Source organism: Aliiroseovarius sp. S253 (assembly GCF_049800855.1).
Classification (GTDB): domain Bacteria; phylum Pseudomonadota; class Alphaproteobacteria; order Rhodobacterales; family Rhodobacteraceae; genus Aliiroseovarius.
On record NZ_JBNAFW010000001.1, the window covers coordinates 1,072,482 to 1,088,372 of the forward strand.

Here is a 15,891-nt window from a genome sequence, read left to right on the forward strand (position 1 = left end):
ATAGTATAGTGGGGATGCTAATTGCTAGAGGTTGATATGTCGCAGGTCGGTGACGCTCGCGTACCAGATGTGGTGCAAGGGCTGGTCAAATGGTTCGATCCGAACAAGGGGTTCGGGTTTGTTGTCGCTAACGAAGGTGGAGCAGATATCCTGTTGCATGCCAATGTTTTGCGCAACTTTGGCCAAAGTTCGATCGCAGATGGGTCCAGCATTGAGATCACCGTTCAGGCGACGGATCGTGGTCGTCAGGCGGTCAGTGTTCTGTCGATTTCCCCACCGGAAGGGGAAGCTGTTCATCAGCTGGATGAGATCGTCGAGGGATTGGTTGATCCCGATAGTATCGGCGAAATGGAGCCCGCGCGCGTAAAGTGGTTCGACAAGGCTAAAGGCTTTGGATTCGCAAACGCATTCGGAAGCTCGGAAGATATCTTCGTGCATATTGAGGTGCTGCGCCGGTCAGGTCTTGCCGATCTTCAACCGGGCGAGGCTATCAGTATTCGTGCAGCGGATGGTAAACGCGGCAAAATGGCTGTGTCTGTTCATGCTTGGGATGCTGCGGTCGAAGGTGGAACATCATCGTGATCCAACCTTTGCGCGCAGGTGTTAAAGCTTGTTGCGTGGTTTTTTCTGTCGTTCTTGTCGCTGGATCTGTGCAGGCGTCTGAATGCCAACAGGATCGTGTCAGCATTCGTGGGGACTGGGGGCAGGCAGCCTTCACAGTTGAAGTCGCCGACGACCCGCGCGAGCGTGCACAAGGATTGATGTTTCGCGAGCATATGCCTTCAAGCCATGGCATGTTGTTTTTGTTCGAAAAACCGCAGCAGGTCAGTTTCTGGATGAAAGACACTCTGATCCCGCTGGATATGTTATTCATCCAGTCTGATGGCTCGATATCCCACATCCACGAGAACGCCGTGCCCCATGACACGACACCGATTGTCGGAGGGGCCGGAGTCGTTGCTGTGCTTGAGGTGAATGGAGGGCTCGCTGCGCGTTTTGGCATCGATGAAGGCAGCGAGTTACAGCATCCGGCCTTTGATCAAGCGCAGGCTGCATGGCCTTGTGTTGCGTCCAGTTCCGATTAATCGACCAACATTTCGTTTTGTGGAGATTTCTCTCTTTTCATTGCCGAAACACATCGGTAAGGAGGGGGCGTTCGGGGCGTAGCGCAGTCTGGTAGCGCACCTGTTTTGGGTACAGGGGGTCGCAAGTTCGAATCTTGCCGTCCCGACCACTCTTCTTCTACAGAGTTTGTCGATCGAAATGTCCGTAGGACGAGGTTCACCACTATATCTGGTGGCCTCCGCACGACATGGACCAGTGTTTCGATCCTCTCAATACGCGAAGATGTCACAGACAAGTGAGTCGGTTTCTCAATGTGCCTGGCAACAAAGCCACGCAGTTTTGGTGCATTGTTTATGAAACGGAACTCTTGTGTGTCCCGAAAGCCGCGGGCGCTCACAATGGGGGCTATCGCTTGTAGGGATGAGCGCAGCTTCAAGCAACATGTTGTGTTTGAAACGTAAGCCAGCCGATTCACTAGCAAAAGAAGGATACCCGTAAAGGTTGAGTGAAATGAGAATCAATCTGGCCCTTACGGATGGCCGCGAGATCAATCACGTCAACAGAAAAGAGTTGGGGATATCTTTGAATTTGTCGTTGACGGTATAGGGCTGTCTACGCCAGATTGTGGGGGCTAGTCGAAAAGGCCACAATATATAGTGGTTCGCGGTTGGTAGGGCGAAACAGGGACCAAACTTCTATTCATGAAGTTTCATGGGTGCGTCACTTTATTGTGTGCGGCGCTCGACGGTATTCCTGTGTCTTATCCTCAGCCTCTTCGACTGGCACGAATTTAATCGATTAGGGCAGATCCCTTGCACTGAGCGGGTGCAGGGAACCTCTGAAGGGACTGGACAGGGCACAATGAAGATTGAACGCAAATTCACTAAAGCGGGGCAGGGCGCGTATTCAGAGTTGGATTTCGCAACCACAGCGTCAGAGATTCGCAACCCGGATGGCACCATCGTTTTCAAACTGGAAGAATGCGAAGTGCCGACAAGCTGGAGCCAAGTGGCTTCTGATGTGATTGCGCAGAAATACTTCCGCAAGGCTGGTGTCCCGGCTGCCCTGAAGAAGGTCAAGGAAAAGGGCGTTCCCGAGTTTCTCTGGCGTTCGGTTCCCGATGAAAAAGCGATGGAAGATCTGCCCGAAGATCAGCGCTTTGGCGGTGAAACTTCGGCCAAGCAGGTATTCGACCGTTTGGCAGGGGCTTGGGCCTATTGGGGTTGGAAGGGTGGTTACTTCACCACCGAAGAAGACGCCCACGCCTATTTCGACGAAATGCGCCACATGCTGGCCAGTCAGCGCGCCGCGCCGAACTCGCCTCAGTGGTTCAACACCGGTCTGCACTGGGCTTACGGCATCGATGGGCCTGCGCAGGGCCATTACTATGTGGATCACAAAACCCGCAAACTGACCCGCTCCAAGTCCAGCTATGAGCATCCTCAGCCCCATGCCTGCTTCATCCAATCGATCGGCGACGATCTGGTGGGCGAGGGCGGCATCATGGACCTGTGGGTCCGCGAGGCGCGTCTGTTCAAATACGGCTCGGGCACCGGCACCAACTTCTCGTCCCTGCGGGCGGCCGATGAACCGCTGTCGGGCGGTGGCAAATCCTCGGGCCTGATGGGCTTTTTGAAGATCGGCGACCGTGCTGCGGGCGCGATCAAATCGGGCGGGACCACCCGTCGTGCGGCCAAGATGGTGATCGTCGATGCCGACCACCCGGATATCGAGGAATACATCAACTGGAAGGTCAAAGAAGAGCAGAAAGTGGCCAGCTTGGTTGCTGGCTCGAAGATGCATGAAGAGCATCTGAACCACATCTTTGCGGCCATCCGCGCGTGGGACGGCAAGGAAGAAGATGCCTATGATCCCAAGGCCAATGACACGCTTAAAGATGCCATTCGCGCCGCTAAAAAAGTCGCGATCCCTGAAAACTACGTCAAACGCGTGCTGGATTATGCAAAACAGGGCTTCGGCTCGATCGAATTCCCGACCTATGACACGGATTGGGACAGCGAAGCTTACGCCACCGTGTCCGGCCAAAACTCGAACAACTCGGTTCGCGTCACCGACAGCTTCCTGAAAGCTGTCGAAGCAGACGCGGATTGGGAACTGATCCGCCGCACCGACGGCTCGGTCGCCAAGACCATCAAGGCGCGTGACCTGTGGGAGCAGATCGGCCACGCCGCATGGTCCTGTGCCGATCCAGGCATCCAGTATCACGACACGGTCAACGCTTGGCACACCTGCCCGGAAGACGGAGCGATCCGCGGGTCGAACCCGTGCTCGGAATACATGTTCCTGGACGACACCGCCTGTAACTTGGCTTCGATGAACCTGCTGACCTTCCTGAAGGACGGCGAGTTCCAGGCGGAAGACTACATGCACGCCACGCGCCTGTGGACCATCACGCTGGAAATCTCGGTGATGATGGCGCAGTTCCCCTCGAAAGAGATCGCGGAATTGTCCTATGTTTTCCGCACCTTGGGTCTGGGTTATGCCAATATCGGTGGCCTGTTGATGAACATGGGCTATGGCTATGACAGCGACGAAGGTCGTGCGCTGTGTGGTGCGCTGACCGCGATCATGACCGGCGTTTCCTATGCCACTTCGGCCGAAATCGCTGGCGAGTTGGGCGCGTTTGAAGGCTACGAACGCAACAAAGACCACATGCTGCGCGTCATCCGCAACCATCGCAATGCAGCCTATGGTGCAAGCGAAGGGTATGAGGATTTGGCTGTGAAGCCGGTTCCGCTGGACCTGAAAAACTGCCCCGATGCCAAGCTGGTCGATCTGGCCATGGGCGCATGGGATGAAGCCTATGCGCTTGGCGAAAAGCACGGCTATCGCAACGCTCAGGTATCTGTGATTGCCCCCACCGGCACCATTGGTCTGGTGATGGACTGTGACACGACTGGAATCGAACCGGATTTCGCTCTGGTGAAGTTCAAAAAGCTGGCCGGTGGCGGTTACTTCAAGATCATCAACCGCTCGGTGCCTGCTGCCCTTGAAAAGCTGGGTTATGACAGCGCGCAGATCGAGGAAATTATCGCCTATGCGGTTGGCCACGGCACCATGGGCAACGCCCCTGCGATCAACCACACGACGCTGATCGGTCACGGCTTTGGGCAAAACGAGATCGAGAAGATCGAAGCAGCCCTTTCGTCGGCTTTCGACATCCGTTTCGTGTTCAACCAGTGGACGCTGGGCGAAGAGTTCTGCACCAACGTTCTGGGTATTCCCGCTGACAAGCTGAATGATCCCGAGTTCAACCTGCTGCGTCACCTCGGCTTTACCCGTCAGGACATCGAAGCGGCGAACGATCACGTTCTGGGCACGATGACGCTGGAAGGCGCTCCGTTCCTGAAGGAAGAGCATTATAACGTCTTTGACTGCGCCAACCCCTGCGGCAAAAAAGGCAAGCGTTTCCTGAGCGTTGACAGCCATATCTACATGATGGCCGCAGCACAGTCGTTCATCTCGGGTGCTATCTCGAAAACGATCAACATGCCGAATGATGCCACCATCGAGGACTGCCAGAAGGCTTACGAACTCAGCTGGTCGCTGGGTGTGAAGGCCAATGCGCTGTATCGCGACGGCTCGAAACTGAGCCAGCCTTTGGCGGCAGCTCTCGTCGAAGATGACGAGGAAGCAGAAGAAATTCTGGCCTCGGGATCGCCGCACGAGAAAGCCGTGACGCTGGCCGAGAAGATCATCGAGAAAGTGGTGATCAAAGAGGTCGCACGCGGACGCGAGAAGCTGCCGGAACGCCGTAAGGGTTATACCCAGAAAGCCATCGTGGGTGGTCACAAGGTTTACCTGCGCACCGGCGAGTACGAAGACGGCAATCTGGGCGAGATCTTCATCGACATGCACAAGGAAGGCGCTGGCTTCCGTGCGATGATGAATAACTTCGCGATCGCCGTGTCGGTTGGCCTGCAATACGGTGTACCGCTGGAGGAGTTCGTGGACGCCTTCACCTTCACCAAGTTCGAACCGGCAGGCATGGTTCAGGGCAACGACTCGATCAAGAATGCGACGTCTATCCTGGACTATATCTTCCGCGAACTGGCCGTGTCCTACCTGGACCGTACCGATCTGGCGCATGTGAAACCGCAAGGCGCATCGTTTGATGATCTGGGCCGCGGCGAGGAAGAGGGCGTGTCGAATGTCCAAGAACCGTCCGAAACCGCTGCAACCAAGTCTTTGGAAGTGCTGAAACAAATCAGCTCGACCGGCTATCTGCGCAAGCGTCTGCCTCAGGAACTGGTGGTTCTGCAGGGCGGTGCTGAAGCGGGCGGGACGGCATTGACTGGGACGGACCCGATCGGCGCGCTGAACACTTTGGTCCCGGAAACAGCCGGAGACACCGCTGTGGTCGAAGTGACCATGACCGAAACGTCTGTCGCGACCGGCACGGTGAACACGATTGATGCGCGGACCAAGGCCAAGATGCAGGGCTACGAGGGCGATCCCTGTGGCGAATGCGGAAACTATACGCTGGTGCGCAACGGCACCTGCATGAAGTGCAATACGTGTGGGTCGACCACGGGTTGCAGCTAACGGTTTCGTCTGGGCCGCCGTGTCCCAAGTGGCGGCCTAGACAAGGTTAGGGTGGGTTCGGGGGATGCCCGCCATCCTAACACGGGGCAGGTGCGCTTGCCCCCGACACAGATAGGGCCGCAGGCAACTAAACCGAGCGGTACCAATGATGAGCCCTATCAGTGAAACTGGGGTGTCCTACGGGGCACCCCGTTTTTCTTTCTGCTTACCTGTCTGATGGGAGGTCCTGTTTACGACAGGTCATGCCTTCCACAATGTTCACAGTTGTCATAAAACTTAAACAATTAAGTAATATTGGATACAATAGCCAATATGCCTCCGAACTGGAAACGTATTCGGCTGACAGGTGCGGACTAAAAGGTGAAGGAGGGGCCAATGCTTGGATTGGTGCTGTGGTTTGACGACAAGACAGGGAGCGGTCTGGTCTGGTGTGAGGATCAGGGACCGTTAGCTTGTATCCGGCCGAAAGAGACAGTTCTGGAAGGCATCGACAGATTAGAGCAAGGGCAGCTTATCCGCTGCACAGTTGCCACTCGGGATGAGCATCGCACGGTCATGATTGTCGCCGGAATTGAAGGGGGAATCCCGCCTGAAGACCTGCGCGATATCCTGACCCAGAAACGCGGTAGCTTGGGGAAGTCACCGTTGACCGTCGTTGCCTAGCGCTACTGATACTTCCCAACCAAAAACGCCCGATTGCAATGGCAACCGGGCGTCTATCATTTTTGGTCGTGTGTTTATACGCCGCGGGGCAGGGCGGCGACACCTGTCCGCGCCACTTCGCTAAGGCCCAACGGGCGCATCAGCTCGGCAAATGCGTCGATTTTTTCGGTCGTGCCGGTGATTTCGAACACAAAACTGTCCAGCGTGCTGTCCACCACGTTGGCGCGGAAAATGTCAGCCAAACGCAGCGCCTCGACGCGTTTGTCGCCGGAACCTTCGACTTTCAAAAGCGCCAGTTCGCGTTCGACTGCCGGGCCTTCGACGGTCAAGTCGTGCACTTCATGCACAGGAACGATGCGACCCAGCTGCGCCTTGATCTGTTCGATCACGGCGGGCGTGCCGGTGGTCACGATGGTGATGCGCGACAGGTGACCTTCGTGATCAACCTCGGCCACGGTCAGGCTTTCGATGTTGTACCCACGGCCAGCAAACAGGCCGATCACGCGTGCCAGAACGCCCGCTTCGTTGTCCACCACGCAGGCCAGCGTGTGGCGTTCGATGATGTCCGAGTTCGGGTCGCGCAGGTCATAGGCGGACTTGCGGGAGGAACCTTTTTTGATTTTTAGTGCAGACATTTAGAGGCCCTCCTTAAACCAGTGTTGCGCCAGCGGCACCGATGACGCCCTGCGTCTCGGCTTCGCCCATCAGCATGTCGTTATGCGGTGCACCCGATGGGATCATCGGGAAGCAGTTCGCGTGTTTCTCGACCAGAACGTCCAGAATGAACGGGCCATCGTAGTCCAGCATTTCCTGAATAGCGTCGTCCAGCTCGGCCGGGTCAGACACCTGACGTCCTTTGCAGCCAAAGGCCTCGGCCAGTTTCACGAAATCAGGCAGGCTTTCCGACCAGCTGTGCGAATAGCGTTCACCATGCAGCAGCTCTTGCCACTGGCGCACCATACCCAGACGTTCGTTGTTCAGGATGAACTGTTTGATCGGTGCGCGGAACTGAACGGCCGTGCCCATTTCCTGCATGTTCATCAGCCACGAGGCATCCCCTGCCACGTTGATCACGCAGGCATCGGGATGCGCGATCTGCGCACCAAGCGAGGCCGGCAGACCATAACCCATCGTGCCCAATCCGCCCGAGGTCAACCAGCGGTTCGGATCTTCAAAGCCCAGGAATTGAGCGGCCCACATCTGGTGCTGGCCGACTTCCGTGGCCACATAGCGATCCTTATCCTTGGTCAGCGCCTCAAGGCGTTCCAGCGCGTGTTGCGGCTGAATGACGTTATCTGTTCTCTGATAGGACAGGCAGCGACGCTCTTTCCATTCCGCGATCTGATCGGTCCATTTGCCCAGACCGTCCTTGTTGGTCTTGCGCCCGCGCGCTTTCCAGACCTTCAGAAGGTCCTCCAGAACGTGGCCCACGTCACCGATGATCGGCAGATCCACATGGATCACCTTATTGACCGAGCTCGGGTCGATATCGATATGCGCTTTTTTTGAGTTCGGGCTGAACGCATCCACGCGGCCGGTGATCCGGTCGTCAAAACGTGCGCCAACGCAGATCATCAGGTCACAGCCGTGCATTGCCATGTTGGCTTCATAAAGGCCGTGCATGCCCAGCATGCCCAGCCAATGTTCACCCGAGGCAGGGTAGGCGCCCAAACCCATCAGGGTCGAGGTGATCGGGAAGCCGGTCGCATCTACCAGTTCACGCAGAAGCTGGCTGGCGGCGGGGCCAGAGTTGATGACGCCTCCGCCTGTATAGAAGATCGGACGTTCGGCGGTTTCCATCAGCTCTGCCAGTTCGGTGATCGCGTCGATGTCTCCGCGCACTTGCGGCTGGTAATGGCCAGTTTCCGTCTTGGCGGGCGGTGTATAGCTTCCGGTCGCGAACTGAACATCTTTGGGGATATCGATCAGTGTTGGTCCCGGGCGGCCCGAAACTGCAACGTGGAATGCCTGATGGATGGTTTCCGACAGCTTGTCGGTCTCTTTCACCAGCCAATTATGCTTGGTGCAGGGGCGGGTGATGCCCACGGTGTCGGCTTCTTGGAAGCCATCCGTGCCGATCATGAAGGTCGGAACCTGACCGGTCAGAACAACCAGCGGGATCGAGTCCAAAAGCGCGTCGGTCAACCCGGTCACGGCGTTCGTCGCACCGGGGCCAGAGGTTACCAGAACAACGCCCGGCTTGCCGGTCGCCCGGGCATAGCCTTCGGCGGCATGAACGGCGCCCTGTTCGTGGCGCACAAGGATGTGACGAATATCGTTCTGCTGAAAGATCTCGTCATAAATCGGTAGGACGGCGCCCCCCGGATATCCGAATACTGTGTCCACACCCTGATCCTTCAGGGCTTGAACTACCATTTTCGCTCCGGTCATCTGACGTGTCATCTTCTTCTCCGTTCCACGTGCGCTTCTCACAAAAAAGCCCCCGATCATCTCGGGGGCGCATGGGGTTCCATTATGGTTCCGTTACCGGCCCATGCGCCAATTTCCAACAAGTACTAGGACGCTGCCCATTGCAGTTTTCCCATGTTCTTGCCCAAGGGGATCCTTGAAGGCTTCTTCAATATATGCGCGGGACATTATGAGTGGTCGGCGGGGGCGTCAACAGCGAAAGCGCGTATAAAATGTCGCGCAGGCGAATTTTTTGTAATTATCGGCCATTTTGGGGTGGGTCTGGCGCAATTAATGGAAAATCGAATGGTGATCTTCCTATTTTTCCGTGAATTCATCGCGTAAAACTATGCACGCGCAGCAATGCCCCAGACTTTTACGTCCTTTCAGGCCTCGCGATGGATCTTGCTGGCTGTGTCTGGCAGCGTGATGCTAGCCACTTGTTCGGCAATCGGATCTGTGGACAAGGGGTGCAACTCGGCCGAGTAATCCTCGTCCGCAATCAGGGGAGTCCAATTGTTGTCGCGGTAGATCTCAATGGATGAAAACGTGGCCTTATAGTCCATCTTCGGGCTGCCCGGTACCCAATAGCCTAGATAGACGTAGGGCAGGCCGGCCTCGCGTGCGATGTTGATGTGATCGAGGATCATATAAGTGCCAAGAGATTTGCGATGCCATTCGGGATCGTAGAAGGAATAGACCATGGACAGCCCGTCTTCGAGCACATCGGTCAGACAGACTGCGCGCAGGGGACCATTGGCGTCATCCCCCGGATGCTGACCTGCGCCACGTTCAGCATATTCGATCACGCGGCTTTTGATCGGGGTTTCTTCGATCATCGCGGCGAACTCGAACACATCCATATCCGCCATGCCGCCTTCAGCGTGGCGATTGTCCAGATAACGGCGGAACAGCTCGTATTGATCTTCGCTGGCCCAAGGCGCACGGGCGCGGCGTTCAAGGATCGCATTGCGCTTGGCTGTGCGACGCTGGCTTTTGGTGGGTTTGAAATCGGCAACTCGGATCCGCGCGGACAAACAGGCCGAGCATTCGGCACAGGACGGGCGGTAGAGGACGTTTTGCGACCGACGGAATCCCTGCTTTGACAGAGTGTCGTTCAGTGTTTCCGCATGCTCGCCCTGAAGGGCCGTGAACAGCTTGCGTTCCATGCGCCCGTCAAGATACGGGCATTCCTGCGGAGCAGTCACATAGAACTGTGGGGCAAGCGGAAGTGTATGGCGCATGGTCTCTCATAATCATACTAAATCGGAACGAGCCTAGCCTGACCTTGAGGCTTCGGGCAAGCCCCCGTTGTTTGTCAGAGTAAACGGGGGCTTAGATCAAATGGCCCGTCCTAGCGTCGCTCGGACGCACGATTGATGGCTGCGGTGCCCAGCACCATATCGCTCAGCCCTTGGCCGCGTGCGGTGGTAAACATCATAACCAGAGAGATCATCTGAAGCACCACTGTCGACATGGACAGATAGTACCCCAACGTGTGCAGGGCTGCAGTCTGACGATCAAAGCGCTGACCATCATGGCCGCGCAATTCGATCGCGGTCAGGCGCATCCCGATGGTTGCGGACTTACTGGTCAGTGTGGTCATCCGATAAACAAAGCCTACCGCCAGATAAACAAGTCCCCACAGGAAAAATCCAATCCCAAAGGTCAAAAGCCCGATGACAAAGCACATGCCAATGATCAGCACGACGTCGATGAACCACGCTAGCAGGCGTTTCAACGTCACATCCTGATAGAACTCGGCCTGAGTGTCCGGGTCCGGCAAACCCCAAAGGCCCGTGCCGTTGGAGTTGCTGCGATGGTCATAAGAATGGGTCATTTGGTTCGAGGATCTCGTTTCGGTCAAAGGGAACCCGGCCCTGATAGGGCCGGGCGGAACAGTAATCTGGGGATCAGCTTACTTCTTTTTACGCTTGGGTTCATCTAGGATTTCGACATCCTCGGCCACGTCTTCGACCTCTTCGTCGATGTCATGCTCGTCGACATGTGACGTGCGGGCGGCTTCGGCGCGTTCGTCCATGAACTGGTCAAACTCGGATTTGTCCTTTGCGGCGCGCAAACGCTCTAGGAAGGCTTCAAATGCTTCCTGTTCGGTCATCAAGCGGCGCAGGGTTTCTGCCTTATAGGCGTCAAAGGCCGAGTTGCCCGAGGTCGCAAATCCGTGGCGGTGCGACATGTGGCGGTCCTGCCAAGCCTGACTGTCATGGTTGCGGCGGTGAGAACAGGATTTCGAAAACATGCGTTTGCTCCAGATCATATAGGCCAAAAGGGCAAGGCCGACGGGCCAGAAGAGGATGAAGCTGACGACCATGGTGGCGATCCAAGCGCCTTTGCCACGTGCGTCCAGCCACGCCTCGGCGCGCGAGAACCAACCGCGGGGGGTGGTGTCGTAATGGGTGGTGTGGGTGGCGGTGTTCATTGCGGTCTCCATCGTTCTGTCTGTGTTACGTTTGAATGTGAATGCCTTTCACATGAGTAAGAGATGGGGACTTAACGGCTGGGTTCAAGGATAAATGTGAAAGTATTTTACATTAATTAATCAGGGTTCTGATAATAAACAAAAAAGCCGCCATATTTGGCGGCTTTTCATTGGCGTATCCGATTGGTTTAGCTGCGCGAGCCGAACCACATGCGGCTGAAAAGACCATCTTTCAGCTTGAACTGATGATAAGCCCAACCCGCGATATGGGCCAGAATGGTAAGCATCAACAGTTTTGACAGGACACCATGGGCCTTACGCGGCACGAGGTGGTCAAAACTTTCAGGCAGAGGTGCGCCTGAACCGAAGAACACAATATCGGGCAGGCCAGCGCCTATGGAAATGCCCATGCCGCTGGCGACCATGAGGAACACTAGAATATAGAGAACCCAATGGGCGGCGCCGCCTGCAAAGTTCAAAAAACCGTTTCCGGTGTCGGCTTTCGGCGGATGAGCGCTGCGCAGGCGCGTGACAAGGCGGGCGATCATCAGAATGCCAACGATAATGCCGATCGACATATGGCCACGCAGGCTGAACATCTTGTCCGGGTGATCGTTGGGTAGGGCTGCAAGGACATTCGAGCCCATGACCAAGGCAATGATGATCATAAGGGCAAGAAGCCAGTGGAGGGCAACGAGGAGGGGGTGATAGCGTTTCATGGCTTTGTTTTTCTCATTAGCTTGTAATAGGTCCAAATTACTTGCAAATGCAAATATTGCAAGTGGAAAGTTGCAACTGCAAGTGTTGTCACCTAATGTATCGACGACTGCCGCAAATAACCTGCTGAGGTGTGACCATGAATAAACCCGACTCTGTTCATCCGACACTGTGCGATCAAGCTCATGTCACGCGCACCACGAGCGCGGGTTGGATGCTGCAGCGGCTGGCGTGCATGAACGAAACCCGAATGCAATCGCGCCTGAAAGCCCATGGGCTGAAGATGGATCACTTCATCGTCCTGATGGCCCTGACCGAAAAGGAAGGTGCCAGCCAAACCGAAATCGGTGAAGGACTTCGACTTGCGGGATATACTGTCTCGCGTGTGCTTGATGCGCTGGAAAAGCAGGGGCTGGTTAAGCGCAAGCAGGATGAACAATCGCGGCGGACGCATCGCGTGTTTCTGACGGACGAGGGGCGGGGGCTAATGCCTTCTATCTTTGGCATTGTCGGTGAGCAGAACAAAGAACTGTTGGATAAGCTGTCCCTAGAGGATCAGGGTGAATTCCTTCGACTGCTGACCCTTTTGACCAAGGTGACAGGTCCGGGAACCAACTAAGAACTATGTAAAGTCCCCCGGCGCTGCGCCACAGATTCGGATCAGATCGCGGGGCGCGGCGGGAAAAACGTGCCGTGGCGTGCCTGCAGCAGCCCAAACCTCGTCAAACTCCAGTAGGCGCGCGTCGTAAAAGGCGCGGACTGGATTGGTCAACCCGACCGGAGACACGCCGCCAATGGCAAATCCGGTTTCCGCACAGATCAGTTTCGCGTCAGCTTTTCCCAGTGGTTCGCCCGCCAGGGCCGAGGCCTTGGCCGCATCAACTTGATTGCCCCCAGCTGTGAGAAACAACACCACATGGCCCGAGCTTTCTCCGCGAAAGATGATCGACTTGGCAATCTGGTCGATCTCGCAGCCACAGGCCCGTGCGGCATCGGCAGCCGTGCGCGTGCCTTCAGACATCTCGATCACTTGGGCGGCGATGCCAGCGTCTTTCAAAGCGGTCTCGACCCGTTTCAGGCTTTTGGACATGCTGGTTCCTGTCGTCTGCTGGTGGTCTAGCGTGGACTGTAGACATTCATTGGCCACGGGCAAGCTGGTATGAATGGTCGCAACGTGCTTTCCCTTGTTGACCCTCCCCGCCACCCGGCGCAATTTGCGCATATGAGCCAGAACACCTTTGCCGCCCGCATCACCCGCACCCCCATTGCATACGAGGCCGAGCCCGCCGCAGATATCGACACGCTGTTTGCGGATCTCACGCCCGATCTGCGCGAGGTTCTGTCTGGGGCAGCAGGATGCTCGCCTTACTTGAAAGGCTTGATGGAAAAGCAGGCGGACTGGCTGCGCGAAGCGTTGAGCATCGCACCCGAGGACGCCATCCGTGCCGCAATGGACGACATGAACCGCGACAGCGACAGCGCTTTGCGCAAGTCTCTGCGCGTGGCCAAGCAACGCATCGCGCTTCTGACGGGGCTCGCCGATTTGGCTGGGGTGTATCAGCTGGAACAAGTCACCGGCGCACTGACTGATCTTGCAGATTTCGCCACACATACGGCTATGACCTTTCAAGTGGGCAATGAAATCCGGCGCGGCAAGTTGCCGGGGATGACGGAAGATGATGTTGAAATCGCAGGCGGCATGGTCGCGCTGGCCATGGGCAAGATGGGCGCGCACGAGCTGAACTATAGCTCGGACATTGATCTGATCATGCTGTTTGATGACAGCCGGTTCGAGGGCGCGGATTTCCACGAAGCACGCGCCAGCCACGTCCGCGCCACTCGTAAAATGAGCACGATGCTGTCCGAGCTGACCGAGGATGGATATGTCTTCCGCACCGATCTGCGATTGCGCCCAGACCCGTCGGTCACGCCGGTCTGTGTCTCGATGGAGGCTGCGGAACGCTATTACGAAAGCCTTGGACGCACATGGGAGCGCGCAGCCCATATTAAGGCGCGGCCTTGTGGCGGTGATATTGCTGCTGGCGAAGCCTATCTGACGCGCCTACGCCCGTTCATTTGGCGCAAGCATCTGGATTTCGCCGCCATTCAGGACGCGCATGACATGCGCCTGCGCATTCGCGAGCACAAAGGTCTGCATGGCGACATCACGCTGCCCGGCCACGATATGAAATTGGGGCGTGGTGGCATTCGCGAGATCGAGTTCTTCACCCAGACCCGTCAGATCATCGCAGGTGGGCGCGACGAAGGGCTGCGGATGCGCGAAACCGTGCCGGGCTTGGCGGCCTTGGCCGCGAAGGACTGGATTCCCACGGATGTGGCCGAAATCCTGACCCGGCATTATCGCTTCCACCGCGAAGTCGAACATCGTGTGCAGATGTTCCGCGATGCGCAGACTCACAACTTGCCCAAGACGGAAGACGAATTTGATCGTCTCGCCCGAATGATGGGCGAAGGCAACACCGAGGCGCTGAAGACCCGCATTCACGATGCGCTGGCCGAGGTGCACGAGGTTACGGAAGGATTCTTTGCCCCCGACGATTCTTCTGCCGACAGTCGCGAACTGACGGAAAGCGAGGCCGAGATTGTCAGCCGATGGGAGACTTACCCCTGTCTGCGCTCGGCCCGCGCGGTCGAGATCTTCAATCGGTTGAAGCCCGATCTTCTGGCACGTTTGGCTGCTGCGCCACGTCCGCATGATGCGCTAATCCAGTTTGATGGATTTCTGAAGCGTCTCCCGGCTGGGGTGCAGCTCTTCTCGCTCTTTGAAGCAAATCCGACACTCGTCGATCTGATCGTCGACATTGCCGCCACAGCCCCTGCGCTGGCGGCTTATCTGGGCCATAACGCGCAAGTTCTGGACGCGGTGATCGGCGGAGGGTTCTTCGAACCTTGGCCCGGCAGAGAAGAGCTTGAAGCGGATCTAAACGCGCGTTTGGATAAAGCGCCCGATTATGAAGCGAAGCTTGATGGAACGCGCCGCTGGATGAAGGAGTGGCATTTCCGTATTGGCGTCCATTTCCTGCGCGGCCTGATCCATGCACGCGAGGCTGGTGCGCAATATACTGATCTAGCCGATGCGGTCATTCGCGGGCTCTGGCCCGTGGTGGTCGAGAATTTCGCCCTGAAACACGGCACACCGCCGGGGGCAGGGGCTGCGATTATTGGTATGGGATCGCTTGGCGCCCGGTCGTTGTCAGCAACCTCGGATCTGGATCTGATCATCATCTATGATCCGGAAGACCAGGATATGTCGGACGGCCGCCGTGCTCTGGCGACCCGTCCCTATTATGCGCGGCTTACACAGGCCTTCCTGACCGCGTTGTCTGCCCCAATGGCTGAAGGGCGTCTCTATGAAGTCGACATGCGCTTGCGCCCTTCGGGGCGGCAAGGGGCGGTCGCCACTTCGATCGAAAGCTTCAAAGCCTATCAACGCGATGAGGCATGGACATGGGAGCATTTGGCCCTGACCCGCGCGCGGGTGATTGCGGGTCCGGAAGGGCTGTCTAAGGACTATGAAGTCGCGCGGGGCGAGGTTCTGGAATTTGATCGTGATCCTGGCAAGGTGATCGCGGATGTAATCGAGATGCGAAACCGGATTGCGGACGCAAAACAGGCCGGTGGTGCGCTGGATGCCAAACTGGGTGAAGGCCATCTGCAGGATGTCGAACTGGTGGCACAGGCAGCGGCGTTGCTGTCCAATGACACGCCACGCGAGCCGGACCGGCAGATTGCTCAAGGTGTCGCCATTGGATGGTTTTCTGACGGTCAGGGGCGATCCATGGCCCAGTCGCATGACTTAATGTGGCGATTGCAGGCTGCGTCCAAACTGCTGTCAGACGGTCCCTTGGACCTTGAAAATCTGGGGCAGGGCGGGCAAGAACTGCTATTGCGCGAGACCGGGGCAGAGAGTGAGGCCGCCCTGATCGAGGATCTGGAGGAGAAGGCACGGGCCGCAGCCCAAGCCATTGACGAGGTGCTCGCAAACCCGCCCGGGTGACGCCAGCAGGAGG

General features: G+C 57.0%; 13 protein-coding genes and 1 tRNA gene. 7 read left to right on the forward strand and 7 right to left on the reverse strand.

Annotation, left to right across the window (positions count from 1 at the left end; all coding sequences use genetic code 11):
- Window positions 1–36 precede the first annotated feature (36 nt).
- The 5 genes from ACP15F_RS05300 to ACP15F_RS05320 all read left to right on the forward strand — a co-directional run bounded on the left by ACP15F_RS05300 (window position 37) and on the right by ACP15F_RS05320 (window position 6,294).
- Window positions 37–582, forward strand: coding sequence for a cold-shock protein (locus ACP15F_RS05300; RefSeq protein ID WP_424939782.1), 546 nt, complete (start codon window positions 37–39; stop codon window positions 580–582).
- A gap of 35 nt (window positions 583–617) precedes the next feature.
- Window positions 618–1,085: a DUF192 domain-containing protein gene (locus ACP15F_RS05305; protein WP_424939783.1), complete on the forward strand. Its 468-nt coding sequence runs from the start codon at window positions 618–620 to the stop codon at window positions 1,083–1,085.
- A gap of 72 nt (window positions 1,086–1,157) precedes the next feature.
- Window positions 1,158–1,234 (forward strand) — tRNA-Pro (locus tag ACP15F_RS05310).
- A gap of 692 nt (window positions 1,235–1,926) precedes the next feature.
- A complete protein-coding gene (locus tag ACP15F_RS05315; protein ID WP_424939784.1) occupies window positions 1,927–5,631 on the forward strand; it encodes a vitamin B12-dependent ribonucleotide reductase in 3,705 nt (1,234 codons plus the stop codon).
- A gap of 375 nt (window positions 5,632–6,006) precedes the next feature.
- The gene (locus ACP15F_RS05320) at window positions 6,007–6,294 is read left to right on the forward strand and encodes a hypothetical protein (RefSeq protein WP_424939785.1); all 288 of its coding nucleotides are present in this window, start codon (window positions 6,007–6,009) and stop codon (window positions 6,292–6,294) included.
- A 74-nt stretch (window positions 6,295–6,368) separates the two neighbouring features.
- On the opposite strand, the gene ilvN is transcribed toward ACP15F_RS05320, so the two are convergent.
- From ilvN to ACP15F_RS05350, 6 genes are all read right to left on the reverse strand, one after another.
- The gene (ilvN, locus tag ACP15F_RS05325; RefSeq protein WP_424939786.1) at window positions 6,369–6,929 is read right to left on the reverse strand and encodes an acetolactate synthase small subunit; all 561 of its coding nucleotides are present in this window, start codon (window positions 6,927–6,929) and stop codon (window positions 6,369–6,371) included.
- Window positions 6,930–6,942: 13 nt separating this feature from the next.
- On the reverse strand, window positions 6,943–8,697 hold the full coding sequence (locus tag ACP15F_RS05330; RefSeq protein WP_424939787.1) for an acetolactate synthase 3 large subunit: 1,755 nt from the start codon (window positions 8,695–8,697) through the stop codon (window positions 6,943–6,945).
- 392 nt (window positions 8,698–9,089) lie between these two features.
- Window positions 9,090–9,947, reverse strand: a complete 858-nt coding sequence (locus ACP15F_RS05335; protein WP_424939788.1) for an arginyltransferase — start codon at window positions 9,945–9,947, stop codon at window positions 9,090–9,092.
- 110 nt (window positions 9,948–10,057) lie between these two features.
- Window positions 10,058–10,543 carry an RDD family protein gene (locus ACP15F_RS05340; protein ID WP_424939789.1) on the reverse strand — a complete coding sequence of 162 codons (486 nt, stop codon included), beginning with the start codon at window positions 10,541–10,543 and terminating at the stop codon, window positions 10,058–10,060.
- A 78-nt stretch (window positions 10,544–10,621) separates the two neighbouring features.
- Window positions 10,622–11,143 (reverse strand): DUF2852 domain-containing protein, encoded by a 522-nt coding sequence (locus ACP15F_RS05345; protein WP_424939790.1) that lies wholly within the window; start codon window positions 11,141–11,143, stop codon window positions 10,622–10,624.
- Between the two features lie 188 nt (window positions 11,144–11,331).
- The gene (locus ACP15F_RS05350; protein WP_424939791.1) at window positions 11,332–11,862 is read right to left on the reverse strand and encodes a cytochrome b; all 531 of its coding nucleotides are present in this window, start codon (window positions 11,860–11,862) and stop codon (window positions 11,332–11,334) included.
- A 137-nt stretch (window positions 11,863–11,999) separates the two neighbouring features.
- Between ACP15F_RS05350 and ACP15F_RS05355 the strand changes: the two genes are divergently transcribed.
- Window positions 12,000–12,479, forward strand: a complete 480-nt coding sequence (locus ACP15F_RS05355) for a MarR family winged helix-turn-helix transcriptional regulator (RefSeq protein ID WP_424939792.1) — start codon at window positions 12,000–12,002, stop codon at window positions 12,477–12,479.
- A gap of 3 nt (window positions 12,480–12,482) precedes the next feature.
- On the opposite strand, the gene ACP15F_RS05360 is transcribed toward ACP15F_RS05355, so the two are convergent.
- Complete coding sequence (locus tag ACP15F_RS05360; RefSeq protein WP_424939793.1) at window positions 12,483–12,950, reverse strand: YbaK/EbsC family protein; 468 nt, start codon at window positions 12,948–12,950, stop codon at window positions 12,483–12,485.
- A 132-nt stretch (window positions 12,951–13,082) separates the two neighbouring features.
- Between ACP15F_RS05360 and ACP15F_RS05365 the strand changes: the two genes are divergently transcribed.
- Window positions 13,083–15,878, forward strand: coding sequence for a glutamine-synthetase adenylyltransferase (locus ACP15F_RS05365; protein ID WP_424940948.1), 2,796 nt, complete (start codon window positions 13,083–13,085; stop codon window positions 15,876–15,878).
- Window positions 15,879–15,891: the final 13 nt, after the last annotated feature.

Bases quoted from the DNA above. Each gene is read 5' to 3' on its own strand.
- ACP15F_RS05335 (WP_424939788.1), bottom strand. From the start codon at position 9,947: ATGCGCCATACACTTCCGCTTGCCCCACAGTTCTATGTGACTGCTCCG.
- ACP15F_RS05350 (WP_424939791.1), bottom strand. From the start codon at position 11,862: ATGAAACGCTATCACCCCCTCCTCGTTGCCCTCCACTGGCTTCTTGCC.
- ACP15F_RS05315 (WP_424939784.1), top strand. From the start codon at position 1,927: ATGAAGATTGAACGCAAATTCACTAAAGCGGGGCAGGGCGCGTATTCA.
- ACP15F_RS05340 (WP_424939789.1), bottom strand. From the start codon at position 10,543: ATGACCCATTCTTATGACCATCGCAGCAACTCCAACGGCACGGGCCTT.
- ACP15F_RS05300 (WP_424939782.1), top strand. From the start codon at position 37: ATGTCGCAGGTCGGTGACGCTCGCGTACCAGATGTGGTGCAAGGGCTG.
- ACP15F_RS05345 (WP_424939790.1), bottom strand. From the start codon at position 11,143: ATGAACACCGCCACCCACACCACCCATTACGACACCACCCCCCGCGGT.
- ACP15F_RS05365 (WP_424940948.1), top strand. From the start codon at position 13,083: ATGAGCCAGAACACCTTTGCCGCCCGCATCACCCGCACCCCCATTGCA.
- ACP15F_RS05355 (WP_424939792.1), top strand. From the start codon at position 12,000: ATGAATAAACCCGACTCTGTTCATCCGACACTGTGCGATCAAGCTCAT.
- ACP15F_RS05320 (WP_424939785.1), top strand. From the start codon at position 6,007: ATGCTTGGATTGGTGCTGTGGTTTGACGACAAGACAGGGAGCGGTCTG.
- ACP15F_RS05330 (WP_424939787.1), bottom strand. From the start codon at position 8,697: ATGACACGTCAGATGACCGGAGCGAAAATGGTAGTTCAAGCCCTGAAG.
- ilvN (WP_424939786.1), bottom strand. From the start codon at position 6,929: ATGTCTGCACTAAAAATCAAAAAAGGTTCCTCCCGCAAGTCCGCCTAT.
- ACP15F_RS05360 (WP_424939793.1), bottom strand. From the start codon at position 12,950: ATGTCCAAAAGCCTGAAACGGGTCGAGACCGCTTTGAAAGACGCTGGC.